This window comes from Serratia sp. CY32780 (assembly GCF_052169135.1).
GTDB classification, from domain to species: domain Bacteria; phylum Pseudomonadota; class Gammaproteobacteria; order Enterobacterales; family Enterobacteriaceae; genus Serratia; species Serratia sarumanii.
This window is the reverse complement of sequence record NZ_JBJNLI010000001.1, coordinates 1,585,780-1,605,966: the sequence shown is the minus strand read 5'-3', so window position 1 is coordinate 1,605,966 and position 20,187 is coordinate 1,585,780. Positions and strand designations below refer to the sequence as shown.

Below are 20,187 nucleotides of genomic sequence, written 5' to 3'. Positions count from 1 at the left end.
ACATGATATGCAGGACACTATGGCCAGACCTTCTTTTTTTCTTGATTTCAGTTTGCTGAGAAGCAATGCGCATTTCCGCGCGATTTTCTGCGCCCGCATGCTGTCGGTGTTTTCCCTCGGCATGTTGGCGGTGGGGGTGCCGATTCAGATCCAGGCGATGACCGGCTCCACGTTGCAGGTGGGCGTGGCGGTGGCGCTGGACGGGGTGGGCATGTTTATCGGCCTGATGCTGGGCGGCGTGCTCGCCGATCGCTACGATCGCCGTAAGCTGATCCTGTTTGCGCGCGGCACCTGCGGGCTGGGCTTTGTCGCCCTGAGTCTGAACGCCTTCGCCCCGGCGCCTTCGCTGTTGGCGCTCTACCTGCTGGCGGCCTGGGACGGCTTCTTCGGGGCGCTGGGCATGACGGCGCTGATGGCGGTGATCCCGCTGCTGGTCGGGCGCGAAAACTTGGCGGCGGCGGGGGCCTTGAGCATGGTGACGGTGCGCATCGGCGCGATCCTGGCGCCGGCGCTGGGCGGGATCATCATCGTGTTCGGCGGCGTGGGGCTGGCGTTCGCCGTGGCCGCCGCCGGGACGCTGGGCACCCTTGTCCCACTGGTGCGCCTGCCGACGCTGTTGCCGCAGCAGCAGGAGCCGGAACACCCGCTGCGCGCGCTCGCCAGCGGCTTCCAGTTTGTCTGGCGCAATAAGGTGGTGGGGTCGGTGGTGCTGCTGGGGATGCTGATGAGCATCGTCGGCGCCGTCCGGGTGCTGTTCCCGGCGCTGGCGCAGGATGCTTACCACGTCGGCGCGTCCTCAATTGGCCTGATGTATTCCGCGGTGCCGCTCGGCGCGATGCTGGGCGCGCTGACCAGCGGCTGGGTGGGGCGTTTCTCTCGGCCCGGCGTGCTGATCCTGGTCGCCGCCATCGTCGCGTTTACCGCTATCGCTTCGCTGGGGCTGTTCAGCCACCTGGCGCCGGCGCTGCTGGCGCTGGTGTGCTACGGCTACGCCAACGCCATCGCTTCGCTCCTGCAGTTCATGCTGATCCAGAGCAATACGCCGGATCATCTGCTGGGGCGGGTGAACAGCCTCGGCACCGCGCAGGACGTAACCGGCGATTCGATCGGCGCGCTGGGGCTCGGCGTACTGGGCAGGGTGTTTACCCCGTTGATGAGCGTGCTGTCGTTTGGCGCATTCGCCGCTGTGCTCGGCGTGCTGGTGGCCTTCAGCGTGCGCACGCTGCGCCAGCAGTGCCGGCCGGCGGACGCGCTGGTCGAGCACGATGAGCCCGCGCCGGCAACCTCGGCGGCAGCGGACAACTAACCCCTCACGGCACCGGCTGTTCCGGCCGGTGCTGCTCCCCCCAGTTGCACATCATGTCGATCACCGGGATCAGCGAACGCCCGCGTTCGGACAGGCTGTACTCCACCTTGGGCGGGATCTGCGGATACTCCTTTCTCACCACCAACCGATCTTTTTCCAGCTCTTTCAGCGTCGAACTCAGCGTTTTGTAGGAAATGGTGCCGATGCAGCGCTGCAGCTCGTTGAACCGCAATACCGGCTTATACAACGCCAGCCAGTAGAGAATAATCATTTTATATTTGCCGTTAATCACCGACAGCGTATAACCATAGCCGGTGTCTTCGAGGCTGATGCCCGTTGGGCTGCAGTGGGATTCGGCGGTCATTGAGTGCTTTCTCCAGGGTAAGTATGTGTCGTGAGTGTGCGTATTTTACATTGTTCCAGCATAACCTATGATGCGCCGGTAGACACTTGACTGGAGAAATCGATATGAAAACCCTGGTGGTGGTGACCCATCCCGATATGGCGAACTCGGTGGTCAACAAACGCTGGCTGGAGGAACTGCGGCGCTATCCGGAGCGGTATACCGTGCACGAACTGCATCAGGCCTACCCGGACTGGCAGATCGACGTCGCCCAAGAGCAGCGGCTGATCGAAGCCCATGACAACATCGTGCTGCAGTTCCCGATTTTCTGGTTCAGCAGCCCGCCGCTGCTGAAAAAATGGCTGGACGATGTGCTGACCTACGGCTGGGCCTACGGTTCTCGCAGCGGCTACAAGATGCAAAACAAGAAGCTGGCGTTGGCGGTCACGGCGGGGGTGCGCGCAGAGGATTATGCGCGCGACGGGCGCTATCGCTACTCGCTGGAGGAAATCTTCCGGCCGTTTGAAGTCACTGCCGGTTACGTGCGGGCCGACTATGCCTCGTTCTTCGCCTTTTACGGCAGGGAGGCCGCTTCGGACGGCACGGTGGAGCCGCTGCAATCCCACGAATTGGATCGTAGCGCGCAAGGCTATCAGGCATTTCTCGCCGCCCTGAATTAACGGCACGCCCCGGATGCGCCAGGGCGTGCGCATCCGGCTACTTGTCGGCGGTGATTGTCAGCATCTATCGTGCGTGCTGTGTGAACGAGCGTGCAGGATGAAAACAGAGTGGGGGAATTACATGAACAGGAAGCGGTCGGCCAGCGGAACCCCACGTTCGAGACGCGGTGGCAACGCGTCGTTGCGATCGTCAGGCTGAGCAGCCTGCGGCGCGGCGTCTTCGGCTTTTTCGATCATCAGCTCGCCGAGCAGGGCCAGAAAACGAGTGATCTTTTGCATATTCCCTCCGGGGCAATGATTAACCTGAAGATGATAGTAATCGCCGCCTAACCGAATGGGAAAAACTTAAAACTCATATCCTAAGAACCGGATCGCATATCGCCTGACCGGGCGACGGTGGCCCATCGCCCGGTGAACCGCTTAGAAGGTGACGTTAACCTTGGCCCACAGGGTGCGGCCCGGTTCATTCACCGCGCTGTTGGCCGAGTACCCGAAGGCGCTGTTGCCCGCCAGGTTAAGGTGTTCGCTGTAGGTCTTGTTCAGGATGTTATCCAGACCGGCGCTCAGCTTGACGTTTTTATTCACCTTATAGGCGGCGTTGGCGGAGAGCACGCCGAAGCCGGCGCTTTCGGCAAAGTCTTTGCCCACCACGTTGCCTTCGTTGATCGCCACGCGGTGTTGGCTGCTGACCAGACGCCATAGGCCGGTGCCGCTCCAGTCGCCGTACTCATAGGTCAGCCCCAAGCGTGCCTCCAGCGGCGGGATCTGCGGCAGCGGCCGGCCGTCGCTGCTATTTTTGCCCCAGGAGTAGGCCAGGCTGGCGTCGGTTTTCCAGTGCTCGCTCAGCTGATAACCCATGCCCATTTCGCCGCCCATGATGTTGGCGTTGACGTTATCGGCCTGGCTGAGGCGCGCGTTGTGCGGATCGTATTTGAACAGGATGAAATCATCGACGCGGCCCACATAAGCGGAAACCCAGCCGTTGAAGCGTTTGCCGTTGTACTGAGCGCCGATGTCGAGCTGCGTGGTTTTCTCGCTCTTGACGCTGGAGAACGGATCCTTGCTGCCGTTCGGGCCAAGCTTCGGCGAGAACAGCTCCCAGTAATCCGGGAAGCGCTCGGTATAACCGACGCCGGCATACAGCATCAGCGGCAGGTCGGCCAGCGTATGCTCCAGGCGCATAAAGCCGCTCGGCAGGGTGTCCGAACGTTTCCCAGCGCTGGCGCTGCGGAAATTCTCCACCAGGGTGCGGTCGAGGCGCGCGCCGCCGATCAGTTTATCCTGTTCGCTGGTGGACCAGGTCAGTTCACTGAAGGCGCCGTAGCTGTTGAACTGGGCGTCTTTTTCCCAGCTGCCGCGGTTCATGCTGCGGTGGGTGTTGGTTTGGGTGTCCAGGCCGCTTTCAAGCTTCACGTCCTGCCACTGCCAGGTGCCCATCACGCGGCCGCCGACGGTGCGGCGATCGAGCTGCATCGTCATGCCGGAGGACATCATGTGCCCGCCGTGGCCGCCCATCCCCATGCTCATGCCGCCATGCCCCCCGTGCCCAGCCATGCCACCGCTGCCCGGCGAGCGCAGGGTGACGTTGTCCATCACGTGGTTGGCGTAGTTGTAGTAGACCTGCGCTTCCAGCTTATCCAGCACGTCGCCGATGTTGGATTTCTCCACCCGCATGCCCAGGCTTTCGCGTTTGAACTGCGAACCATCCATGCTGCGGCCGGCATAGCGCGCTTCGCCGTTGCCGCGGCCCATAGTTACTTCCAGCAGCGTGTCGGCGTCCGGCGTCCAGCCGAGCGCCAGATCGCCGTTCCACTTGTCCCAGCGCGATGGCACGCGCGTATTCGTGCCGTCCTGATAGTCGTTGGAACGGGATTTGTTGGCCATCACCCGCAGGTAGCCTTGTTCGGCGCCGAGGCTGGCGTCGATGTTCTCGTCCCAGCGGCCGTTGGAGCCGGTCAGCACGCTGGCGTTGCCCTTGATACCCGGCTTGTCGAAGCGCGGGCGTTCACGCTCGAAGCGCACCGTGCCCGCCGACGATCCCGGCCCCCACAGCACCGTCTGCGGCCCCTTGGTAATGGTCAACAGATCGAAGCTTTCCGGCGAGATGTAAGAGGTCGGTGCATCCATCCGCGCTGGGCAGGCGCCCAGCATTTCCGAACCGTCGGTGAGGATCTTCAACCGAGAGCCGAACATGCCGCGGAACACCGGGTCGCCGTTGGTGCCGCCGTTGCGGATCTGCGAAAAGCCGGGGATGGTTTTCAGGTAGTCCGAACCGTCGCTGGCCGGCACCGGCTGGCGTGGGGTTTTCGGCGAGGTGACGATGGTCAGCGGGGAGTAGAGCGGCGCGGTGACGGTGATCACGTCGCCATCATTAACCTGTGCGCCGGCAGGGTGTTGATGCGCCTGCGCCGCGTGGCCGGCCAGCAGAAACAGCGGCATGGCGGTGGTAATGGCGCGGGTGACGGCGTTCTTTTTATAAGTCGGTTTAAACATCATCTTTCCTTAAGCTAACTTTTTCCGTACTTGGCCGAGGGATTATTCAGGCGTGGGGCGGCCTGGCGAAAATCACCATCGGAAAATACGGGGGTTAATTCCATCAACCTGGAAATAACCGGATTAATAATGTCGTCTCGATGATTAACCGTTGGGCGAATTAATTCCGCCAGGTTGAAACGATCAACGGCAATACAGAGAACGGCAATGGGCTTATTGTTAAATCAGAGGAAAGAGATGGGGGGCGCGCGCGGCTGTAATTCGGTGTGAACAACGTGGGCAAACAGAGGGACGAGATAGTGGATCGGCGGCGGGCGCGAAGCCAGCGACTGGGACCAGAACAGCGGGCCGTGGCTCACGTCCAGCAGCGGCGCGTGCAGCAACAGCACGCAGTAGCCGCAGGCGCTGTCGTCCATCATCATCGTCATGTTGTGGTGGCCGCCGCCGTGCTGCATCAGCGGCTGTGAGGCTTTCTCAGGCTCAGGCGGCGGCGAGTGCATCCCGTGATGCATCGGCATATCCATGCCGCAATCCGCCATGACGGTCGCTCCAGCACTTCCGGCGCGCACATGCTCCAGGGATCGCGAGACCACCGGCGCAATGAACAACATCAGAATGGCAAACACCCCTAACCAGGCGGCGGCCCGATTTCGCGATGTAGAACGCTGAATTAACGACACAATCAACCTAAAAAAAGGGTTAACACAGGGTAGGGAATTGTACTGGTTTATGTCGAAATGTTAAAACCTTTTATTTCTGGTCAACGGTCTGTTGATGAATATATTATCGAATAAGCGCTTTAATTCTGACCAAAGGCTATTTTTTTGGCACCAATAACGTGATGGGGACAATATTCAATATTAATGACGGAAAAACTGGCGAGCACCATTATCCCACTTTATGACGAACATGCCGCCGCCTGGGAACGCCTCAGACCCACCACGCTGTTTGAACGGCCGTGGCTCGATCGCTTTTTGCAGCTCACCCCGGCCAATGCGCGGCTGCTGGATCTCGGCTGCGGCAATGGCGCGCCGATCGCCGCCTATTTTATCGAACAGGGGTATCGGGTCACCGGCGTCGATGGTGCTCAGGCGATGATCGCGCGCTGCCGGCAGCGTTTCCCGCAGCAGGAATGGCGACAAATGGATATGCGCCAGCTGGATTTGCCGGCGAAGTTCGACGGCCTGCTGGCCTGGGACAGCTTCTTTCATCTGGCGTGCGACGATCAGCGTCGCATGTTTCCGCTGTTCAGACGGCATGCTGGGCCGCACGCCGCACTGATGTTCACCAGCGGCCCAGCCGACGGCGTGGCGATCGGCAGCTTCGAAGGCCAGCCGCTGTTTCACGCCAGCCTGGCGCCGGAGGAGTACAGACGTTTATTGCAGGAGAACGGCTTCCGCGTGGTTGACCATGTGGTGGAAGATCCCGCCTGCGGGGGAAGAACGGTCTGGTTGGCGCAGGGTATTGAGTGACGATGTCACGGGCAGATTCCCCAGAACCTGCCCGTTAACGTTATTTAGCGCTGACGCGCCAAACGGTGTTGCCCACGTCATCCGCAATCAGCAGGGCGCCGGCCTTGTCGACCGTTAATCCTACCGGTGCGCCATAGAGTTCCTTCTCGTCGTCGGAGACAAAGCCGGTGACCACCGCTTTGAGTTTGCCGACCGGTTTGCCTTGCTCAAACGCCACGTAGCTGACCCGGTAGCCGTTCAGCGGCGAGCGATCCCAGCTGCCGTGTTCGCTGACGAAGGCGCCGCCGCGATACTCGGCCGGCAGTGCGTTCGCGGTATAGAACAGCAGCCCCAGCGGCGCAACGTGCGAGCTGAGGGCGTAGTCCGGTTTGATGGCTTTCGCCACCCGATCCGGCCGCGCCGGCTGCACCCGCCGATCGACGTGCTGGCCGAAATAGCTGTAAGGCCAGCCGTAGAAGCCGCCGTCCTGCACCGAGGTCAGGTAGTCCGGCACCAGATCGGCGCCGATCTCGTCACGCTCGTTGACGATCGCCCACAGCTTGCCGCTGTGCGGTTCCCACTGCAGCCCGGTTGGGTTGCGCAGGCCGCTGGCGAAGACACGGCTGGCGCCAGAGGCGGTGTCCACTTCCAGCACGGCGGCGCGCCGGTACTCTACGGCCAGGCCGTTTTCGGTGATGTTGCTGTTGGAACCGACGCCGACATACAGCTTTTTACCGTCCGGGCTGGCCAGCAGGGCCTTGGTCCAGTGGTGGTTGATGGTGTCCGGCAAGTCGGCCAGCTCTTTACCCGCATCGCTGATGCGCTTTTCGCCCGGCTGATAGGTGTACTGCATGATGTTGCCGGTGTTGGCCACGTACAGGGTGTTGCCAATCAGCTGGACGCCGAATGGGGAATCGAGCCCCTCGAGGAAAACATGCTTTTCCCAGCGGCCGTCGGCGGTTGGGCGCAGCAGGGTGATGCGGTTACCGCCTTTGCCCCCTTTACCGGACTGGCCTTTCACCAGCCCGGCGATCAGCTGCTTGGGCGTGCTCACCGCCTCCGTGCCCGGCCCGTTGGCTTCCACCACCAGGACATCGCCGTTGGGCAGGGTAAGCAGCTGGCGCGGATGCAGCAAACCGTCCGCCACCTTATCGATTTTCAAACCCTCGGCCACTTTCGGCATCTGGTTTTGCTGCCAGCCGACGCCCTTTGGCACCTGCATCGGCGGCATCAGGAAGTTTTGCGCCGCCGGCAACACCGGATCCGGCCCCATTTGTTGTTCTGGCGAAATGACGGCGCTGTTATCGCAGCCGGCCAGCGCCAGCACGGCCGAAAGCGCAATCGCGGTGGATGATAGCTTCATGAAAACCTCCTTATTTTGCACGGGCACCCACGGCCAGCAGAATGTTGGCGAGGCTCAGCAGCGCGACCACGATCGCAGACAGCACCAGGCCTTGCGGCACCACGGCATACGCATCCCGGCTATGCACGAAAGCGTTAATGATGGCGAGAACGATGGCGATCAGATTCAGCCAGAAATGGAACTTGACCGGTGAGCCCTGCAGCCGGCCGCTGCCGAACCACACCTGAACCAAGTTAATCAGCCGGGGAATAATGGCAAAAACCAGGCCGATGGCGATCAGCCAGCTGGCACCATTGACCCACTGAATATTCGCCGTGCAGGCATAGATGATGTCGAAAATCAGCGCCGCGGTGAAAAATCCGTAGGGGAGCGGATTGAGCCATTCATAGACGGCCACCGCGGCCGCTGAAGGCCTTGCTGTGGTTTGCGTGGTCATGCAGATATCTCCATGAAAAATGATAGGTAAAAAGGCGTAGGCCCCTTAAAGCTTTGTTCAGATTCACCGATTTGAACAATTTTGATTCTCATTTTTAGCATGCGATGTTAAAACCTGAACCCTCACTGCGGCATTATCAATGGTTTAGCAACATCGGGAGGAAGGGCATGAGTATAGAGCGCGTTCAGCGATTTCTGGCCGAGCACGCCCCGGAAACGGCGGTGACGGTGCTGACAAAGAATACCGCCACGGTGGCGCTGGCGGCGGAAGCCTTTGGCGTGTAGAGCGGGCAGATCGCCAAGACGCTGTCATTTCGCGTGAACGACGGCGTGGTGCTGTTGGTGATGGCGGGAACCGCCAGAATCGACAACAAGAAGTACAAACAATTCTTCGGCGTAAAGGCGCGCATGCTGCCGGCGGAGGAGGTGGAGGCGCTGACCGGCTATCCGCCCGGCGGCGTTTGCCCCTTTGCCGCACCGGCAGCGGTGAGAATTTACTGCGATCGCAGCCTGTGCAGCTACGGTGAAGTGCTTCCGGCAGGTGGCAGCGATAACTCAGGCGTGAGAATTGCGCCACAGCGGCTGGCCAGCATCACAGGAGCAGAGTGGATTGACGTGACGGGGTAACGTTAAGTGACGTCGTCACAACTGCGTTATGTTAAATACAATGCATTACCTCGTGATTAATCTACTGTTTTAACTGGAAAAATCACTAGCTCATCGGGTTATGGCAAACCGCTTCGATATTGTGGCCATCCGGGGCGATCACAAATGCCGCATAGTAGTGGGCATGGTAATTGGGCCGCAAACCGGGTGCGCCATTGTCTTTGCCGCCGGCATTTAGCGCGGCGTGGTAGAACGCATCGACCTGTTCACGGCTGCTTGCGGCAAATGCCAGGTGCAGGTGTGCCGGCTTTTCATTGGTTTGAAACAGGCACAATGACACGTTACCCCGATCGGGACATAGTTCGACGCCATAGCCGGGCTCGCCTTCGGCAACGATCTTTACGCCCAGCGGCGCCAGCGCATTGAGGAAAAACGCTTTGCTAAGGGCAAAGTCGCTGACGCCAAATTTCACATGGTCAAACATGGAGAGGCTCCTGGAGCATGGAAGAATATTCCCATTCAGTATAGCCAACGCCGTGGTGGGCGCCGAAAGCGATACAAACGCACGCCAATGCGTATTTAGCATACAAATAGTGCCCGTTTAAGTGACGCGTTTGGGAGAAATCTGCAGTATCGTAGCCGCCACGTTTTATCAGATTTCACGTAGCGCGATCAAAAAAGCAGGGGATTTCTGGCCAATATCGGCAGGTATACGCCTTAGAAAATCATGTCCGGTCATCATTACTGAAACGGGAAATGGCAGCACGCAGCATCACGGTCGAGGGCTATGATCTCTGGAATACTATCAAGATGAAGCGCTGAAACTACGCGAGATATTGGCTGGTGTGTTAACGGCAATTCATCATATCGGTAGTACAGCAGTGCCAAACCAACGATTGATATCTTGCTGGAGATTGAAAGCCTGGCGGCGTTGGATGGTGTGAATGACAAGATGCATGACATGAGACCTACGCCGCGTGGCGAGAACGGCATTACCGGCAGGCGTTGCTGCAGCAAGTGAACAGGCGATCAGACAGTTGGCGTTCAGAGATTATATGCGCAAGCATCATGGTGTTGCCGAGCAACACAAACACCAGACAGCAGAAGACCGCCGGGCTTATGGCCGGTTGAAAAACGAATTAGTTCAGCGGCATGAGCAGCCGGCGCTGGCATGATTGGCCGCAGGAGAAAGCCCATAATCAGGCCTGGACGGCAAAATCCACATATCATTACCTTGGTGCGCATAATGTATATTATGTTAAATTGAGTTACTGGATACGCACCAGGGCCATCCCTGAGCATCTTCTCTCCTCACCTGCAGCTTTATCCCTCCGACATCTGTCTTTCTGCCAGGCTTGTTGTCATTCCATTAGATCGGATTTTAAACCAGGCTCAATCATCAGTCGGCGTGCCTTGATGAAACCGCATCTGCCAACCTGCCTTGGCTGTCAGAAGCCAAATCGACGAACGCTCTGTGCAACGCACGGCGTGGCCCTGCGCGTCACGCTGAAAACTTTTATACGTCAGCAATACGGCGCTATCACTGATTTGCGCCAGCTTAAAACCTTCGGCGAAAATCTGCGGATAATCCGTTTCCATCTCCAGCGCCGCAACGGTCTGGCGTTTGTCATAACGTAGGCCTGAGCGGCCAATCTCTTCAAAGTCTTCATGCAGCAATGCCGCGACACGCTTCGGATCGCAGCGCGTTGTTGGCTGGTGCAGTTCAACCTCAAGCGCCTGGATGTGGCTAAGCCACTCTGCAAAATGGATCAAAATGCCCTCCTTTTTGATCGCGCTACGTGAAATCTGGAGACAAGAAACTCACACAGTGTTCAGATTTAAGCTGATGTGATTCCTGCCGTAACGGTTGAAAATCAAACCTGATATTGCTTATTTTAAACCATTACTATAAATTAAACGCAATATCAATTTTTTGGCGAATGGAATCATGCCCGATCGGTCATTACTCTTTTTTTATGGTTTAGCCTTTGCTGCGGTAATTTATTTTATTGTTAAATTCAGGAAGGACATCACAAAAAAAGATGGGTTGATAAATATAGCTTCATATCTAGTTATCGCTATTGCAATAATACTCTTGCTCAATTCAGAACTTTCTGTTACTGGCATCCTGATTGCCATGTTTTCTTTTCTTGCAGCAGGTTTTATTTTTTTATGCGTTGCCATTTTCCTCAAGGATGTATACTCAACGAAAAAGTATACATTAACTGCCATAAAGCGAATAAAAACGGAAAATTCAATTAATTTCAAAGGAATGCCAGAATTCAAAAGCGGCATTTTTTGCTATAAAAAAACATGGTATGCCATCTGTTCACCCTCTTTGAATTTACTGGAAATTGGCGTTAATGCGTTTGATAGCCAACCTGAGTTTGGCAAAAAATTCACCGTTCGAACGTTGTCTAAACGCGCTATTACATTCGTTCCGGAAGTAATTCCTGATGAAATCAATGATGACACTGAACTATTCGGCCAACTGGTAATATTTTGTGAAATATCTGAAAGAAATCAGATTATGGTGGAAAATTATATTGAAGCCATAAAAAATAGCTCTGCTACACCCTGGCTTATCTCTGTGCCAGATAAAACGCCATAATTTTAGCATGGCGGACATGGCGGAAATGTTATCCGCCATGCACTCAATCAGCGATCTGAAGTGAAAGAAGCATCCCTCGCCCGCTGCGTTGGGCGATGATCGGCGGCGGCCGCCTCAGCCAGGTGGGCTACAAGCACCGTTCCGGCGCACTGCGCGACAACACCGCTTATCGGCTGGTTGCCGGCGCTTTTGATATCGACGCGGCGCGCGGACGTGAGTTTGGCGTCAACCTCGGCGTGCCCGCCGAACGCTGCTATGACAACTATCAACAGCTGCTGGATCAAGAAGCCGACCGCGAAGATGGCGTTGAGGTGGTGACCATCGCCACCCCCAACGGCACCCATTATGCAATCACGCGCGCCGCGCTGAATGCTGGCCTGCATGTCATCTGCGAAAAGCCGCTGTTCTTCACCACGGCGGAGGCGAGAGAAATCAAGGCGCTGGCGGCGGAGAAAGGCCTGATCGTCGGCGTAACCTACGGCTTCTCCGGCCATCCGCTGCTGATGCAGATGCGCGCCATGATCGCGAACGGCGACATCGGCGAAATACGCATGGTCGAATTGCAATACACCCACGGTTTCAATGCCAACGAAAGCGCGGACACGTTCGAGGCGCAAAAGTGGCGCGTCGATCCGAAAATCGCCGGCCCCTCTTTTGTGCTGGGCGACATCTCCACCCATACCTTCTACATCTCGCAGCTGGTGATGCCCGATATGAAGATTGCCTCCCTGCTGTGCGATCGCCAGAGCTTTATTCCTTCTCGCGCCCCGCTGGAAGACAACGCCATGGTGCTGATGCACTACGAAAACGGCGCCGTCGGCCGCATGTGGGCCTCCGCCGTCAATGCAGGCGCAATGGACAGCCAAAGCATCCGCGTGGTGGGTTCGCTCGCCAGTCTGCAGTGGAGCGACGCTGCTCCCGGCGAATTGCGCCATGAGATCCAGGGGCGGCCCAACCAGATCCTGCACCACGGCATGCCCTATCTGGACGACAGCGCCCTGGCCGAAGAGCGGCTCGGTGCGCTGCATACCGAAGGGCTGGCCGAATCCTGGGCCAATATCTACCTCAAGTTCGCCATCGCCATCAGCGCCAGCCAGCGCGGCGATCGGCATACGCTGGCCACGCTGATCTACCCGGATATCGACGCCGGGCTGGAAGGCGTGCGCTGGATTGAAAACTGCGTTCGTTCCGCCGACAACGGCGCCACCTGGGTTAATTACCAATAAGGAAAGCACCATGAAACTTTCATTCTGTACCGATAGCCTGGGCCATTTACCCTTCGAGCAGATGCTGGATCGGCTGCTGGAGCTGGGGGTGCGCGGCGTGGAAATGACCACCGGCGGCTGGTCTCCGGCGCCCCATCTGGATGCCGACGATCTGCTGGCCAACCCCGCCAAACGCCGGCAGCTGCAGCAGGCGCTGGCCAGCCGCGGCATGGAGATCGCCGCGCTCAACGTCTCCGGCAATCCGCTCGATCCCGGCGAACTGGGGCAACGCCATCAGCGCCAAACCGACAATACGCTGGAGCTGGCCGGGCTGCTGGGGGTGAAAAAGATCGTTATGATGAGCGGCCTGCCCCCGGCCAGCCCGCATGACACCATTCCCAACTGGATCACCTATACCGTCAGCTGGCCGCCGACGGTGAAAAACTGTCTGGACTATCAATGGAATGAAGTGGCAATCCCCTATTGGCAGGCGCTGGTCGCCCGGGCCAAAGCGTGCGGCGTCGAGCGCTTTGCGCTGGAAAACTTCAGCGCCATGCTGGTGTGGAACCCGGAAACGCTGTTCCGGCTGCGCGAGGCCGTTGGCCCGATGGTGGGTCTGAACCTCGATCCCAGCCACCTGATCTGGATGGGTGCGGATCCCATCGCGGTGGCCCGCGCCCTCGGCCCCGCCATTCACCATGTGCACGGCAAAGACGTGCGCCTTGAGCGCGGCGTCGTTGAGGTTAACGGACTGCTGGAGACCAAACCGATCGACGACGTGGCCGGCCGCGCCTGGAACTATGTCGCCGTCGGCTGCGGCCGGGATCTGCAGTGGTGGAAGGCGTTCTTCTCGGTGGTGCGCATGATGGGCTACAACGACTGGGTGTCGCTGGAAATGGAAGACCTGACCATGTCGGTCGATGCCGGCATCGTTTCCTCCGTTCAGGCGCTGCAGCAGAGCATCAGCCAGTAAAGTCAGGCGCGGCGGTCACGGCCGCTGCGCCCCCTTTCACTCCGGTTCACTCGCCTCGGCCGGCATTTGCCGCCGATACTGCGACGGCGACTGCGCCATCACCCGCTTGAAGGCGGTGCTGAACGCGCTTTCCGAGCCGTATCCCAACGAGTAGGCGATCGACGCGACGTTTTCTTTACCGGCCCGCAGGCGATCTGCCGCCTGCAGCATACGCCAACGCGAGAGGTATTCCATGGCGGTGCTGCCAACCAGCCCTTTGAAACGTTGAGCGAATACGGTGCGGGAAATGCCGGCGATGCGGGCCAGCTCTTCCAGCGTCCAGTTGCGCGCCGGCTCGGCGTGCATGGCGGCGATCGCCAGGCTGATCTGGCGGTCGGTCAGCGCCAGAAACCAACCTTTCGGCAGCCCATGGGCCGTTTCGAGGAACTGGCGAAACACCTGCACCAGCATCAAGTGCGCCAGGTGGGTCGACATCAGCGCACCGCCGAGCTGCGGGTGACGCAACTCGTTCGTCCACTGTTCGAGCGTCCAGCGCAAAACGCCCGCCTGGCTCGAGGCTTTGGGGATATTGATGATCGGCGGCAGCGCATCAAACAGCAGCGCCGCATGCTGGCCGGAAAAACCGAAACGCCCGCTGATCAAAAAGACCTCGCCACCGCCGTTATGCACGGCGATACCGTCGCGCGTCGCCTCGGCCATGATCTGCTCCCCTCCCTGCGGCGGCAACGCCGGATCGGACGCGACCCTGAAGCGCCGCCGACTGTTCAGTAAAAAGCAGTCCCCTTCGCGGAAATGGATCGGCTGCGCCAGATCGTCGGTCATGCCCCAGCAGGCGCCGCGCATCACCGCCGTGAATTTGATGCCTTCATGAGGGGGAAACTCGAACGACCAGTCCCCGGCGGCGTCGAAACCGGCGTAAAACTGGTTTTGGGGTTGCAGCAGCGACAACACGTCTGACAGCGGGTCCATGATGAAATCCGTACTCTTGATAAACAAACAAGTACTTTAGCGCATGGATCGTCCGTCTCTCAAGGCTTATTCTTGACAACAAGTTTTATCGCGTCGTGCGGGCAAAGGCGACCTGAACCGCGCCGCTGCCCGAATCATCCATTGCTGTGCTGAAGGAATTCTGACTTTGAGCCGTTGTTCCAAATTGCGCCCGACAGCGGGCGGCTATGCTTCATCGCCACAATGGCGCGATCGGCGCTTTAACAATCAGCGGCCGCCGGCGCCGGGTGACCTGCCCGAGTCCACCCTGCGCGTGTGGTGGGACGTATTTTTCAACAAGCCCAAAGGCACGGTGCCGGCGACGCCGGTGCCGATTCAGCGCCTGTCGCGAGCCGAGCTTGAGGCGGCACCCGATCGTAGCCTGTACCGTCTGGGGCATTCCACGGTGTTGCTCAAGCTGCGCGGCCAATGGTGGCTGACCGATCCGGTGTTCTCCGAGCGGGCATCGCCGCTGCCGTTCGCCGGGCCAAAACGCTTTCACGCGCCGCCGATCGCGATCGAGGAGCTGCCACCGATCCGCGCCGTGATCCTCTCACACGATCATTACGACCATCTGGACCAGGCCGCCATTCGGGCGCTGGACGGCAAGGTGGGCCAGTTCGTCGCACCGCTCGGCGTGGGCGATCGCCTGGCGGCCTGGGGCGTGGCGCCGGACAAAATCCGCCAGTTCGACTGGTGGCAAGGCACGGAAATCGACGGCCTGCGGCTGACGGCTACCCCGGCCCAGCACTTTTCGGGCCGGAGCCTGACCGACGGCAACCGCACGCTGTGGTGTTCCTGGGTGATTGAAGACGATGAGCTGCGGGTGTTCTTCAGCGGCGACAGCGGCTATTTCACCGGTTTTGCCGAGATTGGCCGCCGTTTTGGCCCCTTTGACCTGACGCTGATGGAAACCGGCGCCTACGACAAACGCTGGCCCTATGTGCATATGCACCCTCAGCAAACCGTGCAGGCGCACCGGGATTTGCTCGGCCGCTGGCTGCTGCCGATCCATAACGGCACCTTCGATCTGGCGATGCACGCCTGGCAAGACCCGTTCGACCAGGTACTGCGCCATGCCGCTACCTCTAGCGTGCAGGTCGCGACGCCGATGATCGGCGAACGTGTCGATATCGTTCGGCCGCACCCCGGCAGCCGTTGGTGGCGCCAAGCGCCGTTTTATTTATTCGCAGGAAACCTGAAATGAACAATGACCATAAAGTGTGGCTGATCACCGGCGCCTCGTCGGGCCTGGGCAAAGCCCTGGCGGAAGCGGCCATCGCCAACGGCGATCGGGTGGTGGTGACCGCCCGCCGTCTCGACCGCCTGCAGGCGCTGGCTAAGGGCCAGGAGGATCGCGTGCTGCCTTTGGCGGTGGACGTCACGGATGCCGCCGCGCGCGATAAGGCGGTCGCCGATACCCTGGCGCGGTTCGGCCGCATCGACGTGCTGGCCAACCTGGCCGGGCGCGGTGTAGCCGGCGCCTGCGAAGAGTTCAGCCTCGAACAGCTGCGCGAGCAGATGGAGCTGAATTTCTTTGCGGCGGCGGAGATGACCCGCGCCGTGCTGCCGCAGATGCGGCGCCAGGGCAGCGGCAACGTGATCACCGTAAGCAGCATCGCCGGTCTGGTGGCGATGAACGCCGCCGGCCCCTATTGCGCGGCGAAATTTGCCCTCGAAGGCTGGACGGAGTCGCTGGCCATCGAGGCCAGGCCGCTGGGGATCCACGTGACCCTGGTCGAGCCCGGCGCCTTCCGCACCGAATTCGCCGGCGACGTGAACATGCGGCCGACGCAGCGCATCGAGGCCTACCGCCCGTCGATTGCACCGTTTGAAACCTACCTGGCGCAGTCCGCTGGCCGACAGATGGGCGATCCCGCCAAAGCGGCGCAGCGCATGCTGGAGTTGGTCACTCTCACGGCTCCGCCGGTGCGCCTGATGCTGGGGTGCGACGCTTACGCCATGTGGGACACCACCCTCGCCAAACGCCAGCAGGAACTTAACGCCTGGCGCGAACGGGGCGAAGACACCGCCTTTGATGGCGCAGAACTCACTGAAATTCAACTGTAACTCTCCACGATAACGAGGAATCTCGATATGAACAAAACCTGGTTTATTACAGGCGCATCTTCCGGCTTCGGCCAGGCTTTGGCTGAGGCCGTGCTGGCCAAGGGCGACAACGTGGTGCTCACCGCCCGCCGCCTGGCGCCGCTGCAGGCGATCGCCGCCGGCCACGGCGAACGCGCGCTGGCTCTGCAGCTGGACGTGACCGATCCTGTGGCTCGCGCCGCCGCCCTGAAGAAGACCGTAGAAACCTTCGGCCGCCTCGACGTACTGGCCAACATCGCCGGCGCCGGTTCTTACGGGGCGCTGGAAGAGTTCACTTCCGAACAGATCCGCGCCCAGATGGAGCTGAACTTCTTCGCGGCCGCCGAGCTGTCGCGTGAAGTGCTGCCGCAGATGCGCGCTCAACGGTCCGGCCATATTCTCAATCTGACCAGCATCGCCGGCCTGGTGGCCTTCCCCGGCAGCGGTCTGTACAACGCCACCAAGTTCGCGTTGGAAGGGTTTACCGAAGCGCTGCACCACGAGGTCAAGCCGCTGGGGATCCACGTCACGCTGATCGAGCCGGGCGCCTTCCGTACCGGTTTCGCCAGCAGCGCCGCCATGAAGGCCGAACGCGAAATCGCGGCCTATGCGCCACTGGATGCCGGCATGGTGGAGTATTACCGCACGCAGAACGGCAAACAGATGGGCGATCCGGTTAAGGGTGCTCGCGTGATCGTCGATATGGTGGCCAGCGCCACCCCGCCGGTGCGTTTGATGCTCGGTAAGGACGCGTATCAGCTGTGGGACAGCGCGGTAGCCTCCCGCAGCCGCGATCTGGCGCCTTGGCGTGAACGCGGTGAAGATACGGCCTTCCCCGGCGCTGCGATGAATCCCGTTCAGGCGCTGTAATACCCACCTTTCAAACGGGCTGCCTATGTAGCCCGTTTGTTTTATGTGACGTCGTCACGTATGTCTTACCTTTTGTTTCTCAGTCGAGCGTTCAAAACTAATTGCCAAAGCAACTGTTGCCATTTAACCTATATACACTGTTTGCCGAGGTATCCCATGTCATCGAAAGAAAAATCCCTCTATGCCCTCACCAACGCCCTGCAACCGGTTCGCCGGGTGTGGAAACAGGCTGCGACGCTGGCGATCGCCAAATCCGGCATCTCCATGTCGTTGGCTACCGTCGTGGTTCTGGTGCATCGCAATCCGCAGGGCATCAATCAGCGCGACCTGGCGGAAGAAGTCGGCGTCAATCCCGGTGCGCTGGTGCGTCTGTTGGATCAGGCCGCCGCGTTAGGCTTCCTCGAGCGGCAGGAGTCGGCCGGCGATCGTCGGTTTAAAACCCTGCGCATTCTGCCCGCCGGCGCCGAATTGGCCAAAAAGGTCGAAACCGCGGCCGATAAGCTGCGAGTCGAGCTGATGCACGACGTGCTGTTGGAAGATATTGAAACCGCTACGCGCATTCTGCGCCTGTTTGAAGAGCGCGCAGGCCACTATCTGCAACAGGCCGGCAATGAGCCATGAAAATCGGTAAACCGCAGCTGCTGTACGCCGCGAAACTGTTTATTTCCGCCATGCTGGCCTTCGCGCTGGCGGAAAGCATCGGCCTGCAAAATCCCTATTGGGCGATGGTGACCTGCTGCGTGCTGAGCAATCCGGTCAGCGGCGCCGTACGCGCCCGCGCCACCTACCGTTTTTGCGGCACGCTGTTCGCCGGCGTGCTGACGCTGGGCCTTTCGGCCTGGCTTAGCAACACGCCGGTGCTGTTGATCGTCGCCGCTGGGCTGTCATCGTCACTGATGCTGGGCCTCTCCTATCTCGATCGCACGCCACGCGCTTACTTTTTCCAGCTGGGCGCCATCACCATGATGCTGGTCGCCATCGCCTACATCAATCACCCGGACACGATGTTCACTATGGTCGTCACGCGGGTGACGGAGATCTGCCTGGGTATTTTGGCGGTGACGCTGGTAGACAGCGTGCTATTCCCATCGTCGCTGGCGCCGGTGTTGCGCACGCGGCTGAAAGGCTGGCTGGCTGACCTGGCGCGTTGGCAGGAGGACAGCCTCGACGGCAAGGGCAGCGACGCCCAGGCCGACGCGGACCGTATCCGTTTGCTGGGCGACATCGCCTCGTTCAATCAGATGATGACCACCCTTGGCTATGACAGTTCGGTCGATAAGCCCACCCGTCAGGCGGCGATTTCGATACAGCAACGCGTACTGCAAATCGTGCCGCTGCTCTCGGCCATCGGCAGCAGCATCGCCGCACTGCCGGTCGGTCTGCGCCCCCGCCTGCAGCCGTGGCTGAATGAGGTCCGGCGGCAGGCCGTTGAACCCGCACCGCACGCTGCGCCCTCGGTAAGCTTGTTGCCGCCTGCGGCGTCGCTGTCGCCGTGGGAAACGCTGATCGTCGACGAGCTGGCTGAACAGGTTGAGCAGTGGTTAACGCTGTGGGCCGAGGTACAGCAGTTGAACGCATTCCTGGACGGCGAGCCGCTGCCCGCGGCGCTGCAGGCGCAGATGATGCGCAGCCGCGTCTTCTCGCCGCCGCCGGATATCGGCATGGCGGTGCGCATGTTCGCCGGAATTTTGACGACCTACGCCCTGCTGTGCGGCCTCTGGTATTTCACCGGCTGGGAACAGGGCACCAATATGGTGCTGATGGGGATCGTGGCCATCGCCTTCTTCGGCGCCGGCGACAATCCCGGCGCCACCATCGCCACTTTTGGCCGCTTCGCCGCTATCGCTATGGCCCTCGGCGCCCTGCTCAGCTATGTGCTGCTGCCGCTGGCCGGGGATTACGGCAGTTTCCTGATCGTGATGGGGCTGTTTTTGCTGCCGCTCGGCGTGTGGGCGGCGAGCAACCCGCTGGCGACGTTGGCGATCGCCCTGTCGCTCAGCAACGTCAACTTTCAGGGGCACTATGCGCCGAACAATATGGGGCTGTATCTGGAAAGCACTACCGGCACGCTGATCGGCGTCTATTTCGCATTCCTGTGCGCCGCGCTTTTCCGCCGCTGGGGCACCGATCAGGTGGTGGCGCGGCTGATGCGGCAGGATGCGCAAGAGATGCTGCGCCTCAATCGCCACGTCACGGAGCGCGACTTACAGCGCTATCAGGCCCGCGCGTTGGATCGCATCACCGCGCTGGGTAGCCGCCTGGCCGCCGTTGGACAAGCCGATCGCAGCCCACAGCTGTTGATGCGCTTAAAAACCGCTATCGACCTGATTCGTCTGCAGCAGGCCGGCGCTCTCAGCCCTGGCGCTTCGCCGAACGCCGGTCTGCCGGCGGCGTTCCGCCAACTTTCTCTGCACGCCGAGGCCCCCTCCGCGCTGCTGGGCCAGATCGACGTCGGTCTGCAACAGGCCTGGCGGCAGAACGATCGGCGCGCGATGCGGCCGCTTACCCGGCTACGGCTGCTGCACTTCCCCACGGCTTTGCACTGGAATCCCTGACATGATCGGTGAAATCAACATTGACGGCGTGTTCATCTCGCCCTTGCTGCTGTGCCTGGTGTGCGCATTCTTCTCGCGCATGGCGCTTTCCTGGACGCTCAGCGCGGTAGGCGTCTATCGCTGGGTCGCGCAGCGCCCGCTGTTCGACACCGCCCTGTTTCTTATTCTGGCCGGGCTGTTTTTCCACGGCCTGAAATGGCTTACCACCCCCTGAGGACCCC

Annotated in this window: 21 protein-coding genes and 1 pseudogene; 13 read left to right on the top strand and 9 right to left on the bottom strand. The window is 60.1% G+C overall.

The annotated features are described in order from the left end of the window. The first annotated feature begins 19 nt into the window (after positions 1-19). Positions 20-1,306, top strand: a complete 1,287-nt coding sequence (gene entS, locus ACJ8HH_RS07870; protein WP_060451577.1) for an enterobactin transporter EntS — start codon at positions 20-22, stop codon at positions 1,304-1,306. A 4-nt stretch (positions 1,307-1,310) separates the two neighbouring features. On the opposite strand, the gene ACJ8HH_RS07865 is transcribed toward entS, so the two are convergent. Further along, positions 1,311-1,670, bottom strand: a complete 360-nt coding sequence (locus ACJ8HH_RS07865; RefSeq protein WP_025302868.1) for a winged helix-turn-helix transcriptional regulator — start codon at positions 1,668-1,670, stop codon at positions 1,311-1,313. A 104-nt stretch (positions 1,671-1,774) separates the two neighbouring features. On the opposite strand from ACJ8HH_RS07865, the gene ACJ8HH_RS07860 reads away from it, so the two are divergent. Further along, on the top strand, positions 1,775-2,329 hold the full coding sequence (locus tag ACJ8HH_RS07860) for an NAD(P)H-dependent oxidoreductase (protein WP_033634565.1): 555 nt from the start codon (positions 1,775-1,777) through the stop codon (positions 2,327-2,329). A gap of 117 nt (positions 2,330-2,446) precedes the next feature. Here the strand turns inward: ACJ8HH_RS07860 and ACJ8HH_RS07855 are convergent, their stop codons facing one another. From ACJ8HH_RS07855 to ACJ8HH_RS07845, 3 genes are all read right to left on the bottom strand, one after another. Next, on the bottom strand, positions 2,447-2,608 hold the full coding sequence (locus ACJ8HH_RS07855) for a hypothetical protein (RefSeq protein WP_168175569.1): 162 nt from the start codon (positions 2,606-2,608) through the stop codon (positions 2,447-2,449). A gap of 141 nt (positions 2,609-2,749) precedes the next feature. Further along, positions 2,750-4,768: a TonB-dependent copper receptor gene (locus tag ACJ8HH_RS07850; protein ID WP_325997070.1), complete on the bottom strand. Its 2,019-nt coding sequence runs from the start codon at positions 4,766-4,768 to the stop codon at positions 2,750-2,752. Positions 4,769-5,046: 278 nt separating this feature from the next. Beyond that, on the bottom strand, positions 5,047-5,433 hold the full coding sequence (locus ACJ8HH_RS07845) for a DUF2946 domain-containing protein (protein ID WP_229700391.1): 387 nt from the start codon (positions 5,431-5,433) through the stop codon (positions 5,047-5,049). Positions 5,434-5,685: 252 nt separating this feature from the next. On the opposite strand from ACJ8HH_RS07845, the gene ACJ8HH_RS07840 reads away from it, so the two are divergent. Next, positions 5,686-6,294 carry a class I SAM-dependent DNA methyltransferase gene (locus ACJ8HH_RS07840; RefSeq protein WP_043147480.1) on the top strand — a complete coding sequence of 203 codons (609 nt, stop codon included), beginning with the start codon at positions 5,686-5,688 and terminating at the stop codon, positions 6,292-6,294. 40 nt (positions 6,295-6,334) lie between these two features. Here ACJ8HH_RS07840 and ACJ8HH_RS07835 read toward each other — a convergent pair whose 3' ends face one another. Both ACJ8HH_RS07835 and ACJ8HH_RS07830 read right to left on the bottom strand, forming a co-directional pair. Beyond that, complete coding sequence (locus tag ACJ8HH_RS07835; protein ID WP_039566095.1) at positions 6,335-7,636, bottom strand: PQQ-dependent sugar dehydrogenase; 1,302 nt, start codon at positions 7,634-7,636, stop codon at positions 6,335-6,337. A gap of 10 nt (positions 7,637-7,646) precedes the next feature. After that, positions 7,647-8,072: a DUF2231 domain-containing protein gene (locus tag ACJ8HH_RS07830; RefSeq protein ID WP_039566097.1), complete on the bottom strand. Its 426-nt coding sequence runs from the start codon at positions 8,070-8,072 to the stop codon at positions 7,647-7,649. 167 nt (positions 8,073-8,239) lie between these two features. On the opposite strand from ACJ8HH_RS07830, the pseudogene ACJ8HH_RS07825 reads away from it, so the two are divergent. Continuing rightward, positions 8,240-8,698: pseudogene (locus tag ACJ8HH_RS07825) on the top strand (YbaK/EbsC family protein). 85 nt (positions 8,699-8,783) lie between these two features. Here the strand turns inward: ACJ8HH_RS07825 and ACJ8HH_RS07820 are convergent. Together ACJ8HH_RS07820 and ACJ8HH_RS07815 are read right to left on the bottom strand one after the other, a co-directional pair. Then, positions 8,784-9,161, bottom strand: coding sequence for a VOC family protein (locus ACJ8HH_RS07820; RefSeq protein WP_039566099.1), 378 nt, complete (start codon positions 9,159-9,161; stop codon positions 8,784-8,786). Positions 9,162-10,069: 908 nt separating this feature from the next. After that, entirely contained in the window at positions 10,070-10,450 is a 381-nt protein-coding gene (locus ACJ8HH_RS07815; RefSeq protein WP_039566101.1) for a nuclear transport factor 2 family protein, read from the bottom strand. A 175-nt stretch (positions 10,451-10,625) separates the two neighbouring features. On the opposite strand from ACJ8HH_RS07815, the gene ACJ8HH_RS07810 reads away from it, so the two are divergent. The 3 genes from ACJ8HH_RS07810 to ACJ8HH_RS07800 all read left to right on the top strand — a co-directional run bounded on the left by ACJ8HH_RS07810 (position 10,626) and on the right by ACJ8HH_RS07800 (position 13,466). Continuing rightward, complete coding sequence (locus ACJ8HH_RS07810; protein WP_060451576.1) at positions 10,626-11,288, top strand: hypothetical protein; 663 nt, start codon at positions 10,626-10,628, stop codon at positions 11,286-11,288. Between the two features lie 95 nt (positions 11,289-11,383). Next, positions 11,384-12,514 carry a Gfo/Idh/MocA family protein gene (locus ACJ8HH_RS07805; RefSeq protein WP_442520223.1) on the top strand — a complete coding sequence of 377 codons (1,131 nt, stop codon included), beginning with the start codon at positions 11,384-11,386 and terminating at the stop codon, positions 12,512-12,514. 10 nt (positions 12,515-12,524) lie between these two features. After that, positions 12,525-13,466, top strand: coding sequence for a sugar phosphate isomerase/epimerase family protein (locus ACJ8HH_RS07800; protein WP_060451574.1), 942 nt, complete (start codon positions 12,525-12,527; stop codon positions 13,464-13,466). 36 nt (positions 13,467-13,502) lie between these two features. Here the strand turns inward: ACJ8HH_RS07800 and ACJ8HH_RS07795 are convergent, their stop codons facing one another. Continuing rightward, positions 13,503-14,435, bottom strand: a complete 933-nt coding sequence (locus ACJ8HH_RS07795) for an AraC family transcriptional regulator (protein WP_060451573.1) — start codon at positions 14,433-14,435, stop codon at positions 13,503-13,505. A 166-nt stretch (positions 14,436-14,601) separates the two neighbouring features. Between ACJ8HH_RS07795 and ACJ8HH_RS07790 the strand changes: the two genes are divergently transcribed. From ACJ8HH_RS07790 to ACJ8HH_RS07765, 6 genes are all read left to right on the top strand, one after another. Beyond that, positions 14,602-15,660 (top strand): MBL fold metallo-hydrolase, encoded by a 1,059-nt coding sequence (locus ACJ8HH_RS07790; protein WP_060451572.1) that lies wholly within the window; start codon positions 14,602-14,604, stop codon positions 15,658-15,660. Continuing rightward, a complete protein-coding gene (locus tag ACJ8HH_RS07785; protein ID WP_033648327.1) occupies positions 15,657-16,523 on the top strand; it encodes an oxidoreductase in 867 nt (288 codons plus the stop codon). The genes ACJ8HH_RS07790 and ACJ8HH_RS07785 overlap by 4 nt, the downstream gene beginning before the upstream one ends. A gap of 27 nt (positions 16,524-16,550) precedes the next feature. Beyond that, positions 16,551-17,411 carry an oxidoreductase gene (locus tag ACJ8HH_RS07780; protein ID WP_033648326.1) on the top strand — a complete coding sequence of 287 codons (861 nt, stop codon included), beginning with the start codon at positions 16,551-16,553 and terminating at the stop codon, positions 17,409-17,411. Positions 17,412-17,567: 156 nt separating this feature from the next. Then, positions 17,568-18,032, top strand: a complete 465-nt coding sequence (locus tag ACJ8HH_RS07775; protein ID WP_033648325.1) for a MarR family winged helix-turn-helix transcriptional regulator — start codon at positions 17,568-17,570, stop codon at positions 18,030-18,032. Beyond that, on the top strand, positions 18,029-19,966 hold the full coding sequence (locus tag ACJ8HH_RS07770) for an FUSC family protein (RefSeq protein WP_039566119.1): 1,938 nt from the start codon (positions 18,029-18,031) through the stop codon (positions 19,964-19,966). Before ACJ8HH_RS07775 ends, ACJ8HH_RS07770 begins: the two co-directional genes overlap by 4 nt. A gap of 1 nt (position 19,967) precedes the next feature. After that, on the top strand, positions 19,968-20,180 hold the full coding sequence (locus ACJ8HH_RS07765; RefSeq protein ID WP_033648323.1) for a DUF1656 domain-containing protein: 213 nt from the start codon (positions 19,968-19,970) through the stop codon (positions 20,178-20,180). Positions 20,181-20,187 lie beyond the last annotated feature (7 nt).